Origin of the sequence: Paracoccus sigandri, from assembly GCF_003709565.1 — a bacterium.
In the GTDB taxonomy this organism is placed as follows: domain Bacteria; phylum Pseudomonadota; class Alphaproteobacteria; order Rhodobacterales; family Rhodobacteraceae; genus Paracoccus; species Paracoccus siganidrum.
In genome coordinates this window covers 130,734-152,674 of record NZ_QNRC01000012.1, presented here as the reverse complement: position 1 = coordinate 152,674, position 21,941 = coordinate 130,734, and the positions used below count along the sequence as shown (strand labels likewise).

Sequence of the window (21,941 nt, the reverse complement as noted above, 5' to 3'; positions counted from 1 at the left end):
GGCCGCCGCCCACGCTGTCGAACCAGCCGCCTCCTCAGGAGCTGGAGCAGATGCTGCACATCGCCCGCAAATTCGATGTCGCGGCAAGAGACGAGCGAAACCGCGCCCTCGGCCGTGCCGATGAGGAACGCGTGCTGGCGCACGAACGTGCAGCCCTGAAATCAGCGGGCCGCGACGATCTTGCGCGCAAGGTCAGGTGGGTGACCTTTGAACCCATGACCGCAATGCCCGTTGCCACTAATCTCATCCTTTACGGCCCGCCGGGGACCGGCAAGACCTACGCCACGGCCTGGGAGGCCGTGCGGCTTTGCCTGGGTGATGCCGTAGCCGAACCGCTGCGAGATGATCGCGACACCCTGATGGTCGAATATCGGCGTCTTGCCGGCGAAGGTCGGATCGAGTTCGTCACCTTTCACCAGTCATTTTCCTACGAGGATTTCGTCGAAGGGCTGCGGCCGACGACGGGGAGTGAGCAGGAAGGTGACGACGAGGGCGTCAGCAGGTCGGGCGGCTTCAGCCTCAAGTCCCACGCCGGTGTGTTCAAGATCGTTAGCGAGAGAGCACGGCTTGACACCGGCGATGCGCCGGCCAAGCGCCTCGACCGTTTGCGTTCGATCTACAAGATCGCGCTCGGCCAGCGCGGCAGCCAGGAAGATCGAATCCGCGAAGGCCTCGATGGCGGATTGATCCATCTCGGCTGGGGCGGCGATATCGACTGGTCGGAAGAGCGCTTCGACGATTTCGAAGAAATCAGGAAGGCGTGGAATGAGCAAAAGGATCCTGACGCATCGGGCAAGGATCCCAATATCGAGATGCTCTACGCGTTCCGCTCCGGTCTTCAGGTCGGCGACTATGTCGTCATCTCCGATGGCCGCGACAGCTATCGTGCCTTCGGACGGGTGAGCGGCGAGTATTATTTTGATGCCGATGCCGATTTCCATCCACACCGGCGCAGCGTCGAATGGATCTGGCGAGATGACAACGGAGCGGAGCGCGCACCATTCTACGCCCGGAACTTCCGCCGTCAGTCGGCCTATCGGCTCGATCCGAACCGGATCGACTGGGATGCGCTGCAAGCGGTGGTGATCGATCCCAATGCCGAGCGGCCAGTGGCCAGCGCGCGGCCGCATGTCCTCATCATCGACGAGATCAACCGGGCCAATATCTCCAAGGTTTTCGGCGAGTTGATCACGCTGCTCGAGATCGACAAACGGCTCGGTTGCGAAAACGAAGTCAGGGTCCGGCTTCCCTATTCGGGGACGAGTTTCGGCGTGCCGGCTAACCTGCACATCATCGGCACCATGAACACGGCGGACCGCTCGATTGCCCTGCTCGACACCGCCTTGCGCCGCCGCTTCACCTTCCGCGAGCTGATGCCCGACGTTGAAGAACTGCGCCGGGCGCTGGCGGCGCGGCAGCTTGATGCCGCAAATCTCGATGGGGTCGATCTGTGCAAGCTGCTGCACACAGTCAACGAGCGGATCGAATATCTCTTCGATCGCGAACACCAGATCGGACATGCCTATTTCACCGGCTGCCGCAGTCGCGCCGATGTCGAGAACGTCATGCGCCACAAGGTCATCCCGCTTCTGGCGGAATATTTTTACGAGGACTGGTCGAAGGTCGCCGCCGTGCTTGGCGATGGCGATGGCGCCAATGGCTCCCATTTTCTCGAAGCCAGACGATTGGCGGCGCCGGCCGGCTTTGCCGATGATGAACTGGGCGGGGACAAGCTGCGCTGGAGCGTGAAGGCCAGCTTCGATTTCTCGGACTTCGCAGCCTGATGTCCGCCTACACGGTTCGCGAATGGGACAAGCTCGCCTATGGCGAGGCCGAGGGTCAGATCCCGGCTCACCATGCCGACCGACTGGCGGGGCTGGCGGCCCGCTCGGCCTTCGCCGGCCGTGGCGGCAGCGGGGTGCTCGAGCATGGCCGGCATGCGTTGCGTGCCCGCGGCGTGGTGGGGATTCTCGCAGCAGGCGATGCGAGCCTGGAGATCTTGCCCAAGATCGATGTGGCGCCCGGTGAAACACCCGCTCACCAGAACGCGGCAATCCGCAAACGCTTGGTGCATATGCTCGCCGTCGCGCTCGATCTCAAGATCGACCTCGGCGTCATCACCGATCTCGCCTGGCAGCGCGAGACCCTGCTGGAAATCCTGATCCGCATCTTTTGCGACAAGCTGATCGAAGCTCTGCGCAAGGGCATGCCACGCCGCTATGTCGGGCGTGAAGAAGACTTGCCGACCTTGCGTGGTCAGCTCGACATTACCCGCCAGTTCACCCGTCATGCGGTCAATCCTTCGCGCCTCGCCTGCCGCTTCGATCTTCTCTCCGAAGACACCCCGCTCAATCGGATCATGAAGGCGGCAGTGGTCCGCCTGTTGCGTCTCTCGCGGCGCAGCGCCAACCAGCAGCGCCTGCGCGAACTCGCCTTTGTTTACGCCGATATCGCCGATGTGCCGGTCCCGGGGCTGCAATGGGATAAGGTCATCATCGACCGCACCAACCAGTCCTGGCAGGATCTGTTCGCTATGGCGCGCCTCTTCCTTCAGGACCGCTACCAGACGACGACGGGCGGGACGGGCCAGGGCACCGCGATGCTGTTCGAGATGAACGCACTGTTCGAAGAATATGTCGGGCGGCTGATCGCCCGCGCGCTGGCCGGAACCGGGCTCACCGTCTCGCTGCAGGGCGGGCGCCTGTTCTGTCTGAGCGCGCAGGACAGCGAACGCGGGCTGTTCCAGACCAAACCCGACATCCTGATCCGCAGGGGCGGCACAGTAACCCATGTCATCGATACCAAATGGAAGCGGATATCCTCACGGATCGATGACCCCAAACAAGGCGTCTCGCAGGCCGACGTCTATCAGATGATGGCCTATGCGCAGCTCTATCGCGCGCCGCGCTTGACGCTGCTCTATCCCCATCACCCTGGACTCGGAACCGACGAAGTGATTCACGCCCGCCATCGGATTACCGGGCATGCCACTATTCTGGAGACCGCGAGCATCGACGTGGCGAACAGTAAGAATATGCTTGATCGCATTCGGCAACTGCTTATCGGCGATGACGCCATGGTCGACGCCATTGTTTGACCGTGGTCGAAGCCGTCTTACCCGATTGACTCCAGGCAATGGCCGGGTGGCAGCCCACCCCTCCGGTCTGTGGCGACTGGCACGACGGTCATCAACCGCCGACCATCAGGACGGCGCCATCCGGTTTGGCGTGACCGCAGCGTGATCGGTGAAGTGGTCGATCCGGCGGGGACACCGGGGCAAGCATCTCTAAGTTCCCCGGATCGCCCGCCGCTGCAAGCACCTGCATTACCCTCGGCGTCAAAGCCGTCAAGCTTTCTGCCGCTGGCTCTCGAACCACGGATCATGCCGCGTCGCGCGTGTAGGACGTGATGATGCCGCCGAGCTGGCGCCGGCAGCGGATCGGGCCGTCACGGGGGGGACGAAAATCGACCTGAAGCACATTGTTCCCGATGTCCCGACCGCGATGGGGACGCTCGACATTGTGATGGCGCACCCATGTGCGCAGGATGTAGTCGAGCTGAGACCGGCTGAAGCAGACGAAGAAATCCAGGCATTCGCGCTTGATGGTGCCGATGAAGGATTCCGCGAAGGCGTTGGCATCTGGCGCCCTGTGCGGGATCTGGATGACCCGAGCAGCTTCCGATGCCCAGACGGTATCGAAGCTGGCGCTGAACTTGGTGTCGGCGTCGCGGATCAGAAAGCGCGGCGTGATCCCTTGCTCAGCGCACCACATCAGCGTGTTGCGGGCCTGCTGCGTCACCCATGCCGAGTCGGGGGCGTAGGTCGGGGCGCTGCAGAACACGCGGCGGCTGCCGAGATGGATGAAGATCAGCACATAGGCCGTCAGTGGCCCGCGCGCGGTGAACACGGTCTTGGTGAAGAAATCACAGGCGACCATGCTTTCCATATGCGCCTTGACGAAGGTGGTCCACGGCAGGGCCGGCTTCTTCTTCCGCTTCTCGGGGCTCGGGTGGATGCCCGCCTCATTGAGAATGCGCTTGACCGAATTGGTGCCGGCGTAAAGCCCGAGCTTCTTCAGTTCCCCGGCGATCCGCTTGTAACCCCAGAGGAGGTTTTCCGACCCGATGCGGATGACGACATCGCGCAGCTCCTGCGTCAGACGCGGCCTACCCACCGCCTTGAAGGGGCGCCCGCTGTGCATCTGGGCGAGCCAGCGCTTGTAGGTCGCGGGCCTGGCCACTTCCATGAGCCCTTCGATATCGTGCCCGCACTCGGCCCCGATGCGCAGCAGCTCGGATTTCTCGGCGGGCGACAGGATGATCCTTTGCGCCGGGATGCGGGTCCGCAGAATATGGATCTGGGCCTTGAGCAGCCGCATCTGCGCGTTGTGCCGCGGCATGAAGAGCCGGGTCAGGAAGACCAGAAGGAGGGAAAACGTCGAATTCATCTTGCCGGACCCTACCACGGCCCTTAAAAAATTGCCGTCATGTCAATGCGATGAGACTTGCCTACATTTTGGCACCCCGCTCAGGAAGGCCAAAAACGCGCGGGACGGACAATGGCCGTCGTGAATCCACGGCGCGCCGCAGCGGACGGGGCCGTTGATCTCCGCATGAGAGCATAGGGACCACAGTCATCCGTTTCGCTGTTAGTCGCGACTGAACCAGACGACCATTCAAACCATCATCCGCGCCATATAAAACAATTACTTAGATGGTGGAGAAGGTTCGACGTCAGACCCATCCCCTCCGCCATCCATCACCAAACCCGCACCACCCATGCGCTGCCTCGGCCGGGCTTCCGCCTTGCCATTCCGGTTGCGAAGCGGCGCGGGCCGCCTCAGGCAGTCGGACAAGGCTACTGGCGGAACGCCGTGGACAGGCCTATATGGCGGCCATGGACAGGCATTCCTCAAACGGCCTGGGCTTCATGAAGATGCATGGGCTGGGCAACGACTTCGTGGTGATCGACCTGCGCGCCGGGGGGCAGCCCCTGGCGCCGGAACTGGTCATGCGCATCGCGGATCGCCATCGCGGGGTCGGCTTCGACCAGCTTGCCACCATCGAGGAGGACCCGCAGGCCGATGCGCGGCTGGTCTTCTGGAATGCCGACGGCTCTCGCAGCGCCGCCTGCGGCAATGCCACGCGCTGCATCGCGCGCCACCTGATGGACCAGACCGGCCGCACCAGCCTGCGCCTGCGCACCGATCACGCCATCCTTGCGGCCGAGGACGCGGGCGAGGGCAGGACCCGCGTGAACATGGGCCCTCCGGTCCTGGACTGGCAGGCGATCCCGCTGGCCGAGGATGTCGATACCCTGCACCTGCCGGTCGAGGGCGACCCGGTCGCGACCGGCATGGGCAATCCCCACATGACCTTCTTCGTGCCTGACGCGGCCGCCATCGACCTGGCCGCCTTCGGCGCGCTCCACGAACATCACCCGCTTTATCCCCAGCGCACGAATGTCGAGATCGTGCAGGTTCTCGGGCCAGAGGAAATCACCCTGCGGATCTGGGAACGCGGCGCGGGGGCGACGCTGGCCTCGGGGTCGTGTTCCTGCGCGGCGGCGGTGGCGGCGGCGCGGCGCGGGCTGACCGGACGGCGGGTGCGGGTCAACGTGCCGGGCGGCGTGCTGGACATCGACTGGCGCGAGGACGGCGTCTGGATGGAGGGGCCGACCGCGCATGTCTTCTCGGGCCGCTTCACCGAGGAATGGCTGAACGGATGAGCGCACCGGTCTTCTCCACCCTCGGCTGCCGCCTGAACGCCTACGAGACCGAGGCGATGCGCGAGATGGCCGACGCCGCCGGCCTGTCCGGCGCGGTCGTGGTCAATACCTGCGCCGTGACCGCCGAGGCGGTGCGCAAGGCCCGGCAGGAGATCCGCCGGCTGGCGCGCGAAAACCCCGGCGCCCCGGTCATCGTCACCGGCTGCGCCGCCCAGACCGAGCCCGAGACCTTCGCCGCCATGCCCGAGGTCACGCGCGTCATCGGCAATCACGAGAAGATGCAGCCCCAGACATGGGCCGGCCTGCGCGCCTCAAGCCTGCGCGCCCCCGACCTGATCGGCCAGACCGAGAAGATCCGCGTGGACGACATCATGTCGGTCAAGGAAACGGCGGGCCACCTGATCGACGGCTTCGGCCGGCACCGCGCCTATGTGCAGGTCCAGAACGGCTGCGATCACCGCTGCACCTTCTGCATCATCCCCTATGGCCGCGGCAATTCCCGCAGCGTTCCCGCCGGCGTCGTGGTCGAGCAGATCAAGCGCCTCGTCGGGCGCGGCTTCAACGAGGTGGTGCTGACCGGCGTCGATCTGACCTCATGGGGCGCCGACCTGCCGGGCCAGCCGCGTCTGGGCGATCTGGTGATGCGCATCCTGCGCCTGGTCCCGGACCTGCAGCGGCTGCGGATCAGCAGCATCGACAGCATCGAGGCGGACCAGAACCTGATGCTGGCCATCGCGACCGAGCCGCGGCTGATGCCGCATCTGCACCTGTCCCTGCAGGCGGGCGATGACATGATCCTGAAGCGGATGAAGCGCCGCCACCTGCGCGACGACGCGATCCGCTTCTGCGAGGATGCGCGGCGGCTGCGCCCCGACATCGTCTTCGGGGCCGACATCATCGCCGGCTTCCCGACCGAGACCGAGCCGATGTTCGAGAACAGCCTGAAGCTGGTCGGCGATTGCGGGCTGACCTTCCTGCATGTCTTCCCCTTCAGCGCGCGCAAGGGCACGCCGGCCGCGCGGATGCCCGCCGTGCGCGGCCCGGTGATCCGCGACCGCGCCGCCCGGCTGCGCGCCGCCGGCGATGCCGCGCTGCGCCGTCACCTGGAGGCGCAGGTCGGCCGCACCCACCGGGTGCTGACCGAAGGCCCGCGCCTCGGCCGCACCGAACAGTTCACCGAAGTGGGCTTTGCCGAGGACCAGCCCGAGGGATCGCTGATGGAGCTGCGCATCAGCGGCCATGACGGCGCCCGGCTGGTGGCCTAGCGGCTTACTCTGCCGTTGCCGCGCCGACCGTGCCGCCGACGACCGCGCCGGCGGGGCCGGCGATCACCGCGCCGCCCAGGCCGCCCGTCGCCGCCCGTCCGGCAGGCGAATCGCCACAGGCGGCAAGCGTCGCGGTCAAGCCGAGGGCTGCGAGAATCGAGATCAGTTTCATCGGAACCTCCCCATTGTCATTGCGGCCATCATCGGCCGGTTATGGAAAATGACGCTTGAAGGGGGGATCGGGTTCCCCGGCCCGCAAAGGGCTGGCCGGATTGTGAACAGAAAGTGAACGCGGGCTTTCCTTGCCGCGCCCCGGCGTCTATGTTGTGGCCATGGAGCTTCTGGACGATTCCGACGATTTCGATGGCGTGCCCCTGTCGCAGCGGGCGCTGGCCGCGCGGCCGGCGCCTTATCTGGACGGGCTGAACCCGGCGCAGCGCGAGGCGGTCGAGGCCCTGGACGGCCCCGTCCTGCTGCTGGCGGGCGCGGGGACCGGCAAGACGCGGGCACTGACCACCCGGATCGCGCATCTGCTGATGCTGGGCAAGGCGCGGCCCGGCCAGATCCTGGCCGTCACCTTCACCAACAAGGCCGCGCGCGAGATGAAGGACCGCATCGCCCGGCTGCTGGGCGAAACGGTCGAGGGGATGCCCTGGCTGGGCACCTTCCATTCCATCAGCGTCAAGATCCTGCGCCGCCATGCCGAGCTGATCGGCGACGGCCAGTTGCACCTGAAGCCCAGCTTCACCATCCTGGACACCGACGACCAGGTCCGGCTGATGAAGCAGCTGATCCAGGCCGAGAACCTGGACGAGAAACGCTGGCCCGCGCGCCAGCTGGCGCATCTGATCGACGGCTGGAAGAACCGCTGCCTGACGCCCGCCAATCTGCCCAAGGGCGAGGCTTCGGCCTTCGACGGCTGGGGCGGGCGGCTCTATGCGGCCTATCAGCAGCGGCTGCTGGTGCTGAACGCGGTCGATTTCGGCGATCTGCTGATGCATTGCGTGATGCTGTTCCAGGCGCATCCCGACGTGCTGAAGGGCTGGCAGGACCGGTTCCGCTATATCCTGGTGGACGAATACCAGGACACCAACATCGCGCAATACATGTGGCTGCGGCTGCTGGCCCAGGGGCATCACAACATCTGCTGCGTGGGTGACGACGACCAGTCGATCTATGGCTGGCGCGGCGCCGAGGTCGGCAACATCCTGCGCTTCGAGAAGGATTTCCCCGGCGCGCAGGTGATCCGGCTGGAACAGAACTACCGCTCGACCCCGCAGATCCTGGCCGCCGCCTCGGGGCTGATTTCGGCCAACCAGGGGCGGCTGGGCAAGACGCTGTGGACCGAGGCCGAGCCGGGCGAGAAGCTGCGCCTGATCGGCCATTGGGACAGCGAGGCCGAGGCGCGCTGGATCGGCGAGGAGATCGAGGCCTTCCAGGGCGGCCATCGCGCGGCGCTGGGTCGGGTCAGCCTGAACGACATCGCGATCCTCGTCCGCGCATCCCACCAGATGCGCGCCTTCGAGGACCGCTTCATGACCATCGGCCTGCCTTACCGCGTGATCGGCGGGCCGCGCTTCTACGAGCGGGCCGAGATCCGCGACGCGATGGCCTATTTCCGGCTGGTGGTCAGCCCCGCCGACGACCTGGCCTTTGAACGCATCGTGAACACCCCCAAGCGCGGCCTTGGCGACAAGGCCTTGCAGACCATCCAGGGCGTGGCGCGGCAGAACGGCGTCGGCCTGCTGGAAGGCGCGCGGATCGTGGTTCAGGACGGCCACCTGACCGGCAAGGGCCTGGCCAATCTGCGCGAATTCGTGGCGTCGGTGGGGCGCTGGCACGCCGATGCGCTGGACAGCACCGTCTCCCATGTGGAACTGGCCGAGCGGATCCTGGACGAATCCGGCTATACCGCCATGTGGCAGAACGAGAAGTCGCCCGATGCGCCGGGGCGGCTGGACAACCTGAAGGAACTGGTCAAGGCGCTGGAGGAATTCGAGAACCTGCAGGGCTTCCTGGAACATGTCGCGCTGGTCATGGACCGCGACGAGGGCGAGGCGGGCGAGGAGGTCAGCATCATGACGCTGCACGCCGCCAAGGGGCTGGAATTTCCCGTGGTCTTCCTGCCGGGATGGGAGGACGGGCTGTTTCCCAACCAGCGCGCCATGGACGAACAGGGCACCCGCGGGCTGGAGGAGGAGCGGCGGCTGGCCTATGTCGGCATCACGCGGGCCGAGCGGCTGGCGACGATCAGCTTCGCGGGCAACCGGCGGCTTTACGGGCAATGGCAAAGCTCGATGCCCTCGCGCTTCATCGACGAATTGCCCAGCCAGCATGTCGAGGTGCTGACGCCGCCCGGCCTCTACGGGGGCGGTTATGGCGCGGCGATGGCCTTCGCGGGGGCGAACCCCTCGGATGCGATGTATGAACGCGCCGCCAGGGCCGATGTCTACAACTCGCCCGGCTGGAAGCGGATGCAGGCGCGCGCGGCCGAGCGCAAGGCGCCCGTCCATCGCCGGCCGGTCATCATCGACGCCGAGCCCGCCGCGCGGTTCAGCGTCGGCGACCGCGTGGCCCATGCGAAATTCGGCGAGGGCAAGGTCATGGGCATCGCCGAGGACACGCTGACCGTGCAATTCGACGCGGGCGGCTTCAAGACCATCAAGGCCGCCTATGTGCATCCCGTCGGCGGGGACGGCGACGTGCCGTTCTGAGGCCCGGCTATTCCGCCCATTCCAGGTCGGTGGTGAAGGCGATGGTCAGCCAGCGGTCGGGGCTTTCGCCGCCGATCTGCTGGCCGATCTCGTCGCGCAGCCGGTCCCATGCCTCCAGCGGGCGCGGCGGCAGGCCGGTGGGCACGATGAAGTAAAGCTCGATCTGCCGCCCGCGCCCGACGCGGGCGACATAGGCGCGATAGCCCAGAAAGCCGTGGCGCGCGACGATGTCGGCGGCGACCCGGTCGACATGGCGCTTCAGGTCGGCGGGCGTCACCAGCAGGATGTCGGCCAGCGCGCGGCGCACGGTGGGGATCGGCATCGGGATCACCACCAGGCAGACGATGGCCAGCACCGCCGGGTCGACATAGGGCGACAGCCATTCAAGCGCCGTGCCCTGGATCAGCCAGCCGAAGACGAAGGCGATCAGCAGCGCCGCCGTCAGCGCGGCCGAGATCACCCAGGCCTTGGCATCCAGCGCCACGAAGTTCGAGCCGATGGTGCGGTTCGCCCGCGTCCCGAGGATCGCCATGCCCACCGCGCCCGCCAGGGTGATGACCGCATAGACGATGGCCAGGTCGAAGGCCAGCTCGCGCCCGCCGGTCATCAGGCTGCCCACCGCATTGATCAGCGCATAGACCGCCGCGCCGATCAGCAAAAAGCCGCTGAGCCCCAGCACCATCGGCTCCAGGTGCCAGAAGCCCATGGTGAAATGCCGCACCAGCCGGGCGCGGGTGCGTTCGGCCAGCGACTGGGTGATCAGCTTCGAGACCAGCAGCGCCACCATGGTCATCACCGCGTCGGTCAGCGAATAGACCCCGTCGAAGACGATCGAGAAGGACCCGGCCCACAGCCCGAAGCCGACGCCGAACAGGGCCAGCACGAAGGTGACGATGATCGACAGGCGCAGCACGCCCTGTTCGGTGTGCATCAGGGTTCCCCTTGCAATGGTTTCGCCCGTTCTAGCCGTCCTGCGGCCCGACCAGAAGATCCTCCAGCACCAGCGCCATGACCTTGGCGCTGTCCAGCATGTCGGTGACGCCGATCCATTCGTCGGGCTGATGGGCCAGCGCCAGCACCCCCGGCCCGTAGGCGATGCAGTTCTTCAGCCTGCCGATCCGGTCGATATGCTTCTGGTCATAGGTGCCGGGGCTGACGACATAGCCCGCCTCGCGGCCCAGCACGCGCTGGATGGCGGCGGCGGTGGTGCGGACCACCGGGGCGTCCTTGCCGGTCATCGAGGGGACCACCTCGAACAGGTCGCGCACCTCGTAGCAAAAGCCGGGGCGCTGCGCCTTCACCCGTTCCAGCAGGGCGGTCACTTCGGCCTTCACCTCGGCCAGGTCCTCCTCGATCAGGAAGCGGCGGTCGATGACGATGCGGCAGCGGTCGGGCACGCAGGGGGCGGGCAGGCCGGTGAAATCCGCCGCCTGTTCCGCCGCGCCGCCATGGACCGAGTTGATGTTCAGCGTCGAGGACCGAGCGCCTTCCGGGATTACCGGCATCTGGGTGTGCTTGCCGGCCAGCAGCGGCCACAGCGCGGCCTCCATCTCGGCGATCACCGCGCCCATGTGGCGCACCGCGCAATCGCCCAGGAAGGGCATCGAGCCATGGGCGATGCGGCCCTGGGTCTCGATCTCGGCCCACCAGACGCCGCGATGGCCAAGGCAGATCTGGTCCTTGTGCAGCGGCTCGGGGATGATGACGTGCTGGACATGGGCGAAGGCGCCCTGCTGCGCCAGATGGGCCACGCCGCCATAGCCGCCCGATTCCTCGTCCGCCGTCGCGCTGATCTCGATGCTGCCGGCGTGGTCGGGATGGGTGGCGACGAAGGCCTCGGCGGCGATGATGCTGGCCGCAAGGCCGCCCTTCATGTCGCAGGCGCCCCGGCCATAGATGCGGTCGCCCTCCAGTTCCGCGCCGAAGGGGTCGCGGGTCCAGCCGTGGCCGACCTCGACCACGTCGTGATGGCTGTTGAAATGCACGCAATCGCCGTCCCGCGCGCCCTTGCGGCGGGCGACGATGTTCCAGCGCGGGAATTCCTCGCAGTCGCCGGGGGTGCCATGGGCGCGGATCAGCTGGCAATCCCAGCCCTGCGGCGCCATCCGCGCCTGAAGATAGTCGCAGATGTCGCGGTAATGCCGGCCCGGCGGGTTCAGCGTCGGGATGCGGATCAGGTCCTGGGTCAGTGCGACCAGCGCGTCGCGGCGGGCATCTATGGCGGATTTCAGCGCGTTCATGGCCGCAGGCTAGGCCGCGGGATGCGGCCTGGCAAGGCAATCGCGCCGCGCCCCTTGCGCCGCCCGTTCATGCGCCTAACATTCGCGCATCAATTATCGGGAGGCCGCAATGGCATCGCTGGACCAACAGATTACCGACAGCCAGAAGCAGGTGCATCTGGCGCAGGAAAAGATTGCCGAAATGACCGCCGCGCTGGACCGTGTCACGACGCGGGCCGACGTGGCCGACCTGCCGCTGGACGTCGCCAATGCCACGCTGGCCGATGTCCACTCCCATACCGAGGCGATGAACGCCAATATCGCCGAGCTGATCATGGGCCTGGACGACGTGACCGCCGGCTTTTCCCGCGATTTCGAGGATCTGCGCAGCAAGACCGGGTGGGAGAAGATCGTCGGCATCTTCGCCAGCGGCAAGTCCGAGGCGATGCGCCAGGAACGCCTGCGCGCGGCCAGCATCGACGACAAGCTGCAGGACCTGATCTCGAAATCCGACACGATCACGCGGCTGCTGCAGGGCCAGCTTGACCTGCTGAACGACCAGAAGGCCAGGGTCGAGGCCAACCTGGTCGGCACCCTGTCCGAGCGCGAGGAGGCTGTCGCCACGCTGGAGGATCTGCGCCAGAAGATCACCGCGATGGATCCGAAGCTGATCGAGCTGGAGAACCGGATCGCCGCGACCACCGATCCCAGCGCCCGCACCCAGCTGGAAAGCGAGCTGGCGCTGGCCAACAAGGACCATAACGAGCTGGTGCAGCAGGAACAGGTCGCGCTGGCGCGCTCGCAGACGCTGGAACGCTATATCGAGGCCGGCAAGACCTGGGTGGACAGCCTGCAGAACCAGGCGGCGACCCAGATGGTGCTGATCAACAAGCTGCAGACCGACACGCGCCAGCGGGTGGTGCTGTATGACGCGCTGACCAAGTCGCTGAAGACCGCGCAGCAGCAGGACGTCGCCCACCGCATCAACGAGATCGGCGTGAAGACCGACCAGGAGGCGCAGGCCGCCATGGCCGCGATCGGCACCGCGACCAACGACCGGATGGCCGACATGCTGGAGGCCCATGGCGACCACATGGTCTTCGCCCGCAAGGTGCTGGAGGAAAAGGCCAAGGCCGACGAACGCTTCGCCCGCCGCTTCGCCGAGATCGTCAAGAAGCATGACAGCAACCTTTATGGCGGGTAGGCGCGCGTGAGCCGGACCGGAACGCTGGACGCGGATCACCGCGCGCTGGAGGACGAGGCGACGGCCCGCGCCTTCTTTGCCCAGACGCGCAAGGTGGCGGGGCTGCTGCCGGCCGCCCTGTCGGAGATGGTGCGCGACGGGCTGATCTCCCGCCTGGATACCGACGTCATCGGCGGCTATCTGGACGCGCTGAAGGTCACGCTGGACGCGCTGGCGATGAAATACCTGATCGCCGGGCGGATCGAGGGGCCCTTGCGCCGCCATGTGACCATCGACATCCACGAATCCGGCTTTCCGGTCTGGTCCGAGATCGCCCAGACCGCCGCCGATGCCGCGCAGGCGGCCGAGGAACTGGCGCGCAGCCCCTCGGGCCAGTCGATCAAGGACGACATGATCCGCCAGATCGTCGGCGACCTGACCATTCCCACGCGGCTGCAATACGCGCTGTCGCAGCGGCTCTACTACGAGATGCTGCAAGGGGGCGGGCTGTTCTGGCCGCAGATGCATCCGCAGGGCTATTGGGTGTCGGGCAGCGACAGGGAAAGGCGGCGCTGGCTGCTGCATTGGGCGGTCTATGACAGCCAGCTGAACGTGCCGGTGCTGTATCTGATGGATGTCGACGACAGCGGCCGCCGCCCGCTGACCGAGGATGCCCGCCGCTGGCCCGAGGTGCGCGCCCATCTGCTGGCGCAATCCGTGACCTCGCTGCAGCTTCTGACCATCGCCCAGGGCTTCGACCGCGATTTCGCCACGCTGCATCCGCGCCGGCTGCGGCGGATCGTGCTGGGCCCGGTCTATTCGCAGGGCTTTACCATGCAGGAAGGCCCGATCCGGCAGGTGCTGGAAAACGCCGCCGCGCCGGCGGGCGAGGACTGGGCGATGGCCATGACCATCGAGGAATTGCAGGCCGAACGCGCCACCGTCGAACCCAGCGGGTTGTTCGGCGTGGTGGAACGGCAGGTGTTCCGGCTGGACCCGCTGGACCGGGGCGGGGCAGGGCAGGGCGCCAGCCGGGCCACGCGGCTTCTGGTCCTGCCGCAGCGGCCCTATCAGGCGCTGGTGGCGCTGGCCCCGCCGGGGTTTCGCGACATCCGCAAATATGTGCCGGGTCCCGATGGCCGGGTCTCGGGCTATCGCTGAGCCGTTTTGACGATTTCGATTTGACGCAAGGGGATTTGAATGGACGCCCGCAACGAGATGGAACTGCCCGAGGACGAGATCCGCGGCTATTACCCGCAGGCGCTGTCGCTGCTGACGGCCTTCGACCACGCGCCGCGCTTCGGCCAGCAGGCCGCGCCGCAGGCGGCGGAACGCTCGCCCGGCATCCCGGCGGTGTCGCGCTTCCGGCCGACCACGCCGGGGCTGGCCGCGCGGCCGCAGCTGCGCGCCGACGGCGTGCATCTGCTGGAACGGATCGAGAATGCCGGCGGCGACGACCTGCTGACCCCGGCCGCCGCGACCATGGCCCGCGTGTTGCGCCGCGCCATCGCCATCGCGCTGGCCGTGGCCGACGAGGTCGCGGCGCGCTCGGGCGCGGTGGAGCTGAAGCGGATCAACCTGGAAAGCCGCCTGCCCGCCGACCGCCACCGTGAATTCGCCGAGCTTCTGGCGGTCGAGGCCCTGGCGGCGCTGTCGGTCTGCGCCAATGCGGTGGCCTTCCTTCTGGCCGAACATGCCGATCCCGAGACCGTCGAGGGCGTCAGCGCCGACGAGATCCTGACCGACAATCCGCTGACCGCGCTGCAGGGCGCGCTGTGGGAGCTGGACCAGAACCTTGCCCGCCACGCCCGCGACGACAAGACGCTGATCGCCACCGCCATCGCCTGGGCCGAGGCGCTGTCCACCGCCGTCGCCGCGCGGGCGGAGAACGCCGCCCGCATCGCCGCCTTCACCGGCGCCAGCTGGCGCGTGGCCGAGGACGATTTCCCCATCGCCGGCTTCGCCCCCGCCGCCAAGGGGTGCGGCGCCCCCCTGTCGATGAGCTTCAAGAAGCCCGAGGAGGTGGTCGGCAACGCCATCGCCAAGCACCAGGCGATGCGGCTGGCGCGGATGATGGTCGCCTATGACTTCGACCGCAAGACGAACCCCTTCGTGGAACTGGGCGGCTTCGTCTTCACCTTCCTGGGCGACGGCCGGCCCGGCACCGGCAAGACCACGCTGATCCAGATGATGGCCGGGATGCTGAACGACTATTGCGAGGTGGCGGGCTATCCCTTCCGCTATCGCAACCTGTCGGTGGACAATATCGACAGCTACCAGGGCAAGTCCGGCCAGAACGCCCGCGCCTTCGTCAACGCGGTGATCGACCCGGCGGTGATCGGCTTCGGCACCGTCGACGACATCGACCAGATCGCCGGCCGGCGCGGCGATCGGCAGTCCTCCTCGGGCCAGCAGGAGATCACCGCGGTGCTGATGGAGGCCTTCGCCGGCGCCTCGACCGTGGTGCGCGGCAATTGCACCTTCGGGATGTTTTCCAACCATGCCGAGAATATCGACGACGCCCTGCGCCAGCGTGCCGCCGCCCGCTTCCTGATCGACGGGCCGAGGACGCAGGCGGATTATATCGACATCCTCGCGCTGCTTCTGGGCCGGCGCCACGACATCCCGGTCGGCGATCACGACCTGATGCGCGCTCAGGCGCTGCAACGCGCGGTGGCCGAAAGCTATGCGGGCCATTCCCGCCCCTCCGAGCCGGGCCTGGTCAAGGTCTTCGACCAGGTCAACCGCCAGTTCGGCGCGCTGGAGACGCTGGCCGACCTGGGCAGCTACCTGCACGCCATCGCCGAGGCCGAGCCGCGCTTCACCGGCCGCGCGGTCAAGAACATCACCGATGCCGTCAAGGCGCGCGCGATGGATTTCGACATGCCCGACGAATGGTTCGACCGGCCCGAGCCCTTCCTGCACCAGCCCTACCAGCGCAAGCTGGAGATGATCGACGCGCTGCGCAAGCCGGTGACGGTCCAGATGGTCGTGCAGGAGATCAACCGCTATGCCGACAGCGAATTCCGCTATGCCGAGGGCGCCGACGAGGCCGCCATCGACGAGGCGGTGCGCAACATGGAACGCATGGCCGAGGCCAAGCGGCGCTTCGAGCTGCGGGGATGAGCGGGATGATGGACAGGGGGGCCGGGCCATGGAACGCCTGATCGAGAAGGGGCTGATGTTCGGCAACCTGGTCCGGGTGAATTCCGCCGCCTGGATCCAGCTGTACAATCGCGCGCTGGAGAAGCTGACCGGGCACAGGACCGCGCTGGACGAGTTCCACATCGACATCACCGGCCATTCGCCCGAGATCGGAGACGAGCTGGGCGACATGGACTATCTGGCGCCCGATGGCGGCACCCGGCAGTTCATCCTCTTGACCACCGAGCAGAAGACCGCGCCGATGCTGGCGGCCGACCTGTCGGTGATGCGCGACGTGCTGCGCCGCTTCATCACCCAGAACGAAAGCCAGCTGTTCAGCCTGACCGCGCGCGACGCCGTGGTGGGCGAGATCGACGACCATGTCTGGCAGCTGGACGGGCCCGCCGACCTGACCCAGATCCGCAGCCTGCGCATCAGCGCCGACACCACCGGCAACCATGTCGCCGAGGCCGACCGGCTGGCGGCGATGATCGACACCTTCCGCAACCACAAGGATGCGTGGTGGGACGACGTGCTGATCGCCCGGATGATCGAGCAGGCGAAGAAATCGGGCGACGTGCTGCGCCATCCGGTGCGGCTGGACCATACCGATTTCCCGGTCCCCGATTTCTGGACCGGCGATTTCGGCGGCGTCTACGTGCTGCGCTCGGCGCGCGAACCGGCGATGATCTTCGCCGATCCGGCGCAGCGGGCCGAGGTGCCGGGCTTCGTCTCGCTGGACCTGGAGCAGCGCCACCAGATCGCCGCCTGGCTGGCGCGCAATGCCCTGGCCGAGCCGATCATCTCGGCCCGCGGCGCGGATGCGGCACCGATCCTGCGCCAGAAGATCGACTTCGTGCTGGTCGACGCGGCGACGCGGCTGGGGCTGGATACCGGGCAGGGCAGCCGGGGCGAATTGCGGCGCGCGGCGGCGCGGATGGGCAGCGGGCTGCCGCCCGAGATCCGCGGCCTCTCGGCGCTCTTGCGCTATGCCGAGCAGGGCGGCGACTGGCCGGTGATCGACAGCAGCGACCCGGCCTATTTCCACGCCCTGCGCGCGGTGCCGGGCCCGGCGCGCGACCTGGTCAACCGGCTGCTGTCCGAACTGGCGCCGCATGACGTGCGCCAGCTGTTCATCACCCACAAGCCGCTGTTCTACCGGCTCTACCAGACCTGGGACGAGCCCAAGCGCATCTATGTCGCCGAGGTGCTGGCACGCGAATACCAGATCGACAAGCAGGGCACCCGCGACGCGCTGTTCGGCGCGGAACCCGACATGGCGGAACCCGACGCGCCAGCCCCGCCGCGCTCTGGTCCCTGGGGGCCGCCCCGTGCTAGCCTGCCGCGTGTGAACCTGTCCGAGACCGGGCTGCCGCGCCCGGCCGGACCCTGGGGAGGGTGAGCTGACGTGGCGGCGCTGTTTCGGCTGATCGTCCTGGTCCTGCTGCTGGAGGTGATGTTCTTCCTGCTGCTGCGGATCTACATCCGCTCGCTGCGGCGCGAGAAGCTGGAGGATATCTGGGACGACCGCCATCCCGAGATGGCCGGGAACAATCCCGCCCGGCGCGAATTCGTCCGCAAGTCGATGGTCGGGTTCGAGAAATCGCTGAAGTCCAGGCTGATCTGGCTGGTCTTCGTCATCCCGACGGCGGCGATCATGGCGATCGTCGTCATGGTCAACTGGCAGTAGGAGCCGCCGCATCATGCATTATGTCAAGGTCGTTCTGGGGGTTCTGCTGGGGGTCGTGGTCTTCCTGTTTCTGGACTATGCGCTGCCCTCGAAGAACACGGTGCGGATCTCGAACACCTATAACCGGGTGACGCCGATCAGCAGCGCGAACGCGATCTTCTACGCCTCCGAGGATACCGGAACGGTGCAGAACGCCGCCGGGCAGCGCGACGTGCGCTTCATCGAGACGGTGCGCCCGAACGGCAAGGTCTTCGTCTATCGCAACGAGGATACCGGCTGGATCTGGCCGCCCTATTTCAAATACGACAGCGCCAACCTGCATGCCGAGGCGACCAACCTGCGTTCCGCGGCGGGCGATCCGCAATGGGTCAGCGTGACCGCCTATGGCTGGCGGCTGCCCTGGCTGACCGCCTATCCGAACGCGATCGCCATCGACACCCTGGCCGGGCCGGATCAGCGGCCGCGCAACTGGGCCGCGTCGATCACCTGCGTGGTGCTGCTGCTGTTCCTGGCGCTGCTGTGGCGGATGTGGGCGCAGTTCCACGAACGCACCATCGAGCCCGCCGTGCGCCGCGTCGACGAAGGCTGGGACCGGGTCGAGGCGCGCGCGGATGCCGCCCGCGACCGCGTCTCGGACAGCACCGCCGAGGCGCGCGGCCGCTTCCGCGGCTGGCTGGGCACCTGGAGGGGGAAGCCGCGCAAATGACCCGCAATCCCGGCACCGACCTGCGCCTTGACTGGTTTGACGGCATCCGCATCAACACCCCCGCCGCCGAGCGCCGCGCCGCGACCCTGCCCGCGCGGCGCAGCCTGAAGAAGGACCACCAGGCGGCCTGGCTGCTGAACGCGATCCGCTGCATCGACCTGACCACGCTGGCGGGCGACGACACGCCCGACCGGGTGGCCCGGCTGTGCGCCAAGGCGCGCCAGCCCGTCGCCCCCGACCTGCTGGCGGCCCTGGGCGTCACCGGCCTGACCACCGGCGCGGTCTGCGTCTATCCGACCATGGTGGCGGCGGCGAAACGCGCGCTTGGCAATTCCGGCGTGCCGGTCGCCAGCGTCGCCACCGGCTTTCCCGCCGGGCTGATGCCCCTGGACCTGCGCCTGGCCGAGATCCGCTATGCCGTCGACCAGGGTGCCGACGAGATCGACATCGTCATCACCCGCGCCCATGTGCTGCGCGCCGACTGGACCGCGCTCTATGACGAATTGCGCGCCATGCGCGAGGCCAGCGGCGCGGCGAAGATGAAGGCGATCCTGGCGACCGGCGACCTGAAATCGCTGGAAAACGTCGCGAAGGCCAGCCATGTCGCGATGCAGGCGGGGGCGGACTGGATCAAGACCTCGACCGGGAAGGAGGGCGTGAACGCCACCCTGCCGGTGTCGCTGGTCATGTGCCGGGCCATCCGCGACTATCGCGCGCGGACCGGCCATGCCGTCGGCTTCAAGCCCGCCGGCGGGCTGCGCACCGCAAAGGACGCGCTGAACTGGCAGGTGCTGATGGCCGAGGAACTGGGCCGCGACTGGCTGGCGCCCGATCTGTTCCGCATCGGCGCCTCCAGCCTCCTGGGCGATATCGAGCGCCAGATCAGCCATCATGTGACGGGCCGCTATGCCGGCGCCCATCGCCAAGCCATAGCCTGAGGGACCGATGAGCAGCGTGAGCGAGATCATGGAGACCATGGAATACGGCGCCTCGGTCGAGGACAGCAGCGCCGTGCGCGACTGGCTGAAGCGCCACGGCGCCTTCGGCCATTTCATCGGCGGCGCCTTCACCAGACCGGGCCGGACCTTCGCCACCCGAGACCCCTCGACGGGCGAGGCGCTGGCCGAGGTGACGCAGGGCACGGCTGACGACATCGCCCAGGCGGTCAAGGCCGCCCGCAAGGCGCAGCGCGGCTGGGCCAAGCTGTCGGGATCCGAGCGCGCGCGGCATCTCTATGCGCTGGCCCGCCATGTGCAGAAGCGCGAACGCTTCCTGTCGGTGCTGGAAAGCCTGGATAACGGCAAGCCGATCCGCGAATCGCGCGACATCGACATCCCGCTGGTCGTGCGCCATTTCTATCACCATGCGGGCTGGGCGGAACTGCGCGACAACGCCTTTCCGGGCCATGCGCCGCTTGGCGTCTGCGGCCAGGTCATCCCCTGGAACTTTCCGCTGCTGATGCTGGCCTGGAAGATCGCGCCGGCGCTGGCGGCGGGCAATACGGTCGTGCTGAAACCCGCCGAATACACGCCGCTGACCGCCCTGGCCTTCGCCGAGATCTGCCAGCAGGTCGGCCTGCCGGCAGGCGTCGTCAACATCGTCACCGGCGATGGCGAGACCGGGGCGGCGCTGGTCGGCGCCGAGGTGGACAAGATCGCCTTCACCGGCTCGACCGAGGTCGGCCGCGCCATCGCCGGCCGCCTTGCCGGGACCGGCCGCGGGCTGACGCTGGAACTGGGCGGCAAGTCGCCCTTCGTGGTCATGGAGGACGCTGATCTGGACGCGGCGGTCGAGGGCGTGGTCGATTCGATCTGGTTCAACCAGGGCCAGGTCTGCTGCGCCGGCTCGCGCATCCTGGTGGCCGAGGCCGTGGCCGCGCGTTTCGAGGCGCTGCTGGGCGCGCGGATGGCGCGGCTGCGGGTCGGCCCACCGCTGGACAAGTCCACCGATATCGGCGCCATCGTCGACCCGGTCCAGAAGGACCGCATCATCTCGATCTGCGCCGCGGCGACCGATGCGGGCGCCGAACTGGTCGGCGGCCAGCCGGGGCAGGGCTGCTTCATCGCGCCGGGCTATCTGAAGAACATCGCCCCCGCCAATCCCGGCATGGAGCAGGAGATCTTCGGCCCCATCGCCACGCTGTCCACCTTCCGCACCGCCGACGAGGCGGCCGAGCTGGCCAACAATACCCGCTATGGCCTCGCCGCCTCGGTCTGGTCGGAAAGCGCGACGGTCGCGACCGACCTGGCGGCGCGGATCAAGGCCGGCGTGGTCTGGATCAACAGCGCCAACCTGTTCGACGCGGCGGCGCCCTTCGGCGGCTGGCGCGAAAGCGGCTTCGGGCGCGAGGGCGGGCGCGCCGGAATGCTGGACTACCTGGCGCCGCCCGAGGTCAAGCCGGCCAGGGAACCCGCGCCGAAGCCCGTGACCGCCGCGCCGGATGGCGGGGCGGGGCAGGCGGGCGGCATCGACCGCACCGCCAAGCTCTATATCGGTGGGGCGCAGAAGCGGCCCGATGGCGGCGCCTCCTATGCGGTGCCGGGCGGGCTGGCGCCGCTGGGGAACCGCAAGGATATCCGCAACGCGGTCGAGGCCGCCGCCAAGGCCGGCAAATGGGCGGCGATGGGCGGCCATGCCCGCGCGCAGGTGCTGTATTACATCGCCGAGAACCTCTCGGCCCGTGCCGCCGATTTCGCGGCCCTGACCGGCAAGCCCGAGATCGAGGCCGCCATCGCCCGCGCCTTCCACTATGCCGCCTGGGCCGACAAGTTCGACGGCGCCAATGTGCAGGCGAAACCGGGCCATCTGGTCAACGTGATCCCGGAACCCTGGGGCATCCTGGGCATCGCCTGCCCGAATGCGCAGCCGCTGGCGGGCTTCATGTCGCTGGTCATGCCGGCCATCGCTATGGGCAACCGCGTCGTGGCGATCCCCGCCCAGGACAATCCGCTGGCGCTGGCCGATCTCTACCAGGTCTTCGACACCTCGGACCTGCCGGGCGGCGTGGTCAATATCGTGACCGGCGCCCGGAAGGACCTGGCCCCCGTCCTGGCCGCCCATGACGAGGTCGCGGCCATGTGGCATGTCGGCCCGCCCGACAGCCTGGCGGCGGTCGAGCGCGCGGCCTGCGGCAACCTCAAGCCGGTCTGGTCGCCCGCCCATCGCGACTGGACAAGCGCCGCCGCCCAGGGCGAGGACTTCCTGCGCCATGCCGTGCAGATGAAGACCGTCTGGCTGCCCTATGGCGCCCTGCCGGCGGGAACCGGCAGCCTGGCCTATTGAGGCAAGGCTG

The 21,941-nt window shown here is 67.6% G+C and carries 17 protein-coding genes and 1 pseudogene; 14 read left to right on the top strand and 4 right to left on the bottom strand.

The genetic code is table 11. From position 1 onward, the window contains the following. From C9E82_RS24790 to C9E82_RS12950, 3 genes and pseudogenes are all read left to right on the top strand, one after another. Positions 1-212, top strand: a pseudogene (locus tag C9E82_RS24790) (DUF3883 domain-containing protein); the annotation flags it as partial. 3 nt (positions 213-215) lie between these two features. Further along, on the top strand, positions 216-1,784 hold the full coding sequence (locus C9E82_RS25370; protein WP_205962116.1) for an AAA family ATPase: 1,569 nt from the start codon (positions 216-218) through the stop codon (positions 1,782-1,784). Beyond that, entirely contained in the window at positions 1,784-3,097 is a 1,314-nt protein-coding gene (locus tag C9E82_RS12950) for an McrC family protein (RefSeq protein WP_119896586.1), read from the top strand. Before C9E82_RS25370 ends, C9E82_RS12950 begins: the two co-directional genes overlap by 1 nt. Positions 3,098-3,380: 283 nt before the next feature. Here the strand turns inward: C9E82_RS12950 and C9E82_RS12945 are convergent, their stop codons facing one another. Beyond that, complete coding sequence (locus tag C9E82_RS12945; protein ID WP_119896585.1) at positions 3,381-4,448, bottom strand: integrase core domain-containing protein; 1,068 nt, start codon at positions 4,446-4,448, stop codon at positions 3,381-3,383. 440 nt (positions 4,449-4,888) lie between these two features. On the opposite strand from C9E82_RS12945, the gene dapF reads away from it, so the two are divergent. Beyond that, a complete protein-coding gene (gene dapF, locus C9E82_RS12940) occupies positions 4,889-5,728 on the top strand; it encodes a diaminopimelate epimerase (protein WP_119896584.1) in 840 nt (279 codons plus the stop codon). Then, positions 5,725-6,993: a tRNA (N(6)-L-threonylcarbamoyladenosine(37)-C(2))-methylthiotransferase MtaB gene (mtaB, locus tag C9E82_RS12935; RefSeq protein WP_119896583.1), complete on the top strand. Its 1,269-nt coding sequence runs from the start codon at positions 5,725-5,727 to the stop codon at positions 6,991-6,993. The genes dapF and mtaB overlap by 4 nt, the downstream gene beginning before the upstream one ends. A gap of 4 nt (positions 6,994-6,997) precedes the next feature. Here the strand turns inward: mtaB and C9E82_RS24515 are convergent, their stop codons facing one another. Continuing rightward, a complete protein-coding gene (locus tag C9E82_RS24515; protein ID WP_170161972.1) occupies positions 6,998-7,165 on the bottom strand; it encodes a hypothetical protein in 168 nt (55 codons plus the stop codon). 160 nt (positions 7,166-7,325) lie between these two features. On the opposite strand from C9E82_RS24515, the gene C9E82_RS12930 reads away from it, so the two are divergent. Further along, positions 7,326-9,707: an ATP-dependent helicase gene (locus C9E82_RS12930; RefSeq protein WP_119896597.1), complete on the top strand. Its 2,382-nt coding sequence runs from the start codon at positions 7,326-7,328 to the stop codon at positions 9,705-9,707. 7 nt (positions 9,708-9,714) lie between these two features. On the opposite strand, the gene C9E82_RS12925 is transcribed toward C9E82_RS12930, so the two are convergent. Further along, entirely contained in the window at positions 9,715-10,638 is a 924-nt protein-coding gene (locus C9E82_RS12925) for a cation diffusion facilitator family transporter (RefSeq protein WP_119896582.1), read from the bottom strand. A 31-nt stretch (positions 10,639-10,669) separates the two neighbouring features. Beyond that, positions 10,670-11,947: an acetylornithine deacetylase/succinyl-diaminopimelate desuccinylase family protein gene (locus C9E82_RS12920; RefSeq protein ID WP_119896581.1), complete on the bottom strand. Its 1,278-nt coding sequence runs from the start codon at positions 11,945-11,947 to the stop codon at positions 10,670-10,672. 109 nt (positions 11,948-12,056) lie between these two features. Here C9E82_RS12920 and C9E82_RS12915 point away from each other — a divergent pair, with 109 nt between their 5' ends. From C9E82_RS12915 to C9E82_RS12880, 8 genes are read left to right on the top strand one after another with little or no spacing between them, the layout of a single operon-like run. Continuing rightward, positions 12,057-13,130: a hypothetical protein gene (locus C9E82_RS12915; RefSeq protein ID WP_119896580.1), complete on the top strand. Its 1,074-nt coding sequence runs from the start codon at positions 12,057-12,059 to the stop codon at positions 13,128-13,130. A gap of 6 nt (positions 13,131-13,136) precedes the next feature. Further along, positions 13,137-14,270, top strand: a complete 1,134-nt coding sequence (locus C9E82_RS12910) for a hypothetical protein (RefSeq protein ID WP_119896579.1) — start codon at positions 13,137-13,139, stop codon at positions 14,268-14,270. A 39-nt stretch (positions 14,271-14,309) separates the two neighbouring features. Then, the gene (locus C9E82_RS12905) at positions 14,310-16,235 is read left to right on the top strand and encodes an AAA family ATPase (protein ID WP_119896578.1); all 1,926 of its coding nucleotides are present in this window, start codon (positions 14,310-14,312) and stop codon (positions 16,233-16,235) included. A 28-nt stretch (positions 16,236-16,263) separates the two neighbouring features. Then, positions 16,264-17,655, top strand: a complete 1,392-nt coding sequence (locus tag C9E82_RS12900; protein WP_183154074.1) for a DUF6638 family protein — start codon at positions 16,264-16,266, stop codon at positions 17,653-17,655. 6 nt (positions 17,656-17,661) lie between these two features. Further along, the gene (locus C9E82_RS12895) at positions 17,662-17,943 is read left to right on the top strand and encodes a hypothetical protein (RefSeq protein WP_119896577.1); all 282 of its coding nucleotides are present in this window, start codon (positions 17,662-17,664) and stop codon (positions 17,941-17,943) included. A gap of 13 nt (positions 17,944-17,956) precedes the next feature. Then, on the top strand, positions 17,957-18,649 hold the full coding sequence (locus C9E82_RS12890; protein ID WP_119896576.1) for a DUF1523 family protein: 693 nt from the start codon (positions 17,957-17,959) through the stop codon (positions 18,647-18,649). Then, positions 18,646-19,587 carry a deoxyribose-phosphate aldolase gene (gene deoC / locus C9E82_RS12885; protein WP_119896575.1) on the top strand — a complete coding sequence of 314 codons (942 nt, stop codon included), beginning with the start codon at positions 18,646-18,648 and terminating at the stop codon, positions 19,585-19,587. Before C9E82_RS12890 ends, deoC begins: the two co-directional genes overlap by 4 nt. Before the next feature lie 7 nt (positions 19,588-19,594). Continuing rightward, on the top strand, positions 19,595-21,931 hold the full coding sequence (locus tag C9E82_RS12880) for an aldehyde dehydrogenase family protein (protein ID WP_119896574.1): 2,337 nt from the start codon (positions 19,595-19,597) through the stop codon (positions 21,929-21,931). Positions 21,932-21,941 lie beyond the last annotated feature (10 nt).

Coding starts and splice junctions, on each gene's coding strand:
- C9E82_RS12950 (WP_119896586.1), top strand. CDS start 1,784: ATGTCCGCCTACACGGTTCGCGAATGGGACAAGCTCGCCTATGGCGAG.
- C9E82_RS12925 (WP_119896582.1), bottom strand. CDS start 10,638: ATGCACACCGAACAGGGCGTGCTGCGCCTGTCGATCATCGTCACCTTC.
- C9E82_RS25370 (WP_205962116.1), top strand. CDS start 216: ATGACCGCAATGCCCGTTGCCACTAATCTCATCCTTTACGGCCCGCCG.
- C9E82_RS24515 (WP_170161972.1), bottom strand. CDS start 7,165: ATGAAACTGATCTCGATTCTCGCAGCCCTCGGCTTGACCGCGACGCTT.
- C9E82_RS12900 (WP_183154074.1), top strand. CDS start 16,264: ATGGAACGCCTGATCGAGAAGGGGCTGATGTTCGGCAACCTGGTCCGG.
- C9E82_RS12930 (WP_119896597.1), top strand. CDS start 7,326: ATGGAGCTTCTGGACGATTCCGACGATTTCGATGGCGTGCCCCTGTCG.
- C9E82_RS12890 (WP_119896576.1), top strand. CDS start 17,957: ATGCATTATGTCAAGGTCGTTCTGGGGGTTCTGCTGGGGGTCGTGGTC.
- C9E82_RS12905 (WP_119896578.1), top strand. CDS start 14,310: ATGGACGCCCGCAACGAGATGGAACTGCCCGAGGACGAGATCCGCGGC.
- C9E82_RS12920 (WP_119896581.1), bottom strand. CDS start 11,947: ATGAACGCGCTGAAATCCGCCATAGATGCCCGCCGCGACGCGCTGGTC.
- C9E82_RS12945 (WP_119896585.1), bottom strand. CDS start 4,448: ATGAATTCGACGTTTTCCCTCCTTCTGGTCTTCCTGACCCGGCTCTTC.
- C9E82_RS12880 (WP_119896574.1), top strand. CDS start 19,595: ATGAGCAGCGTGAGCGAGATCATGGAGACCATGGAATACGGCGCCTCG.
- dapF (WP_119896584.1), top strand. CDS start 4,889: ATGGCGGCCATGGACAGGCATTCCTCAAACGGCCTGGGCTTCATGAAG.
- C9E82_RS12915 (WP_119896580.1), top strand. CDS start 12,057: ATGGCATCGCTGGACCAACAGATTACCGACAGCCAGAAGCAGGTGCAT.
- deoC (WP_119896575.1), top strand. CDS start 18,646: ATGACCCGCAATCCCGGCACCGACCTGCGCCTTGACTGGTTTGACGGC.
- mtaB (WP_119896583.1), top strand. CDS start 5,725: ATGAGCGCACCGGTCTTCTCCACCCTCGGCTGCCGCCTGAACGCCTAC.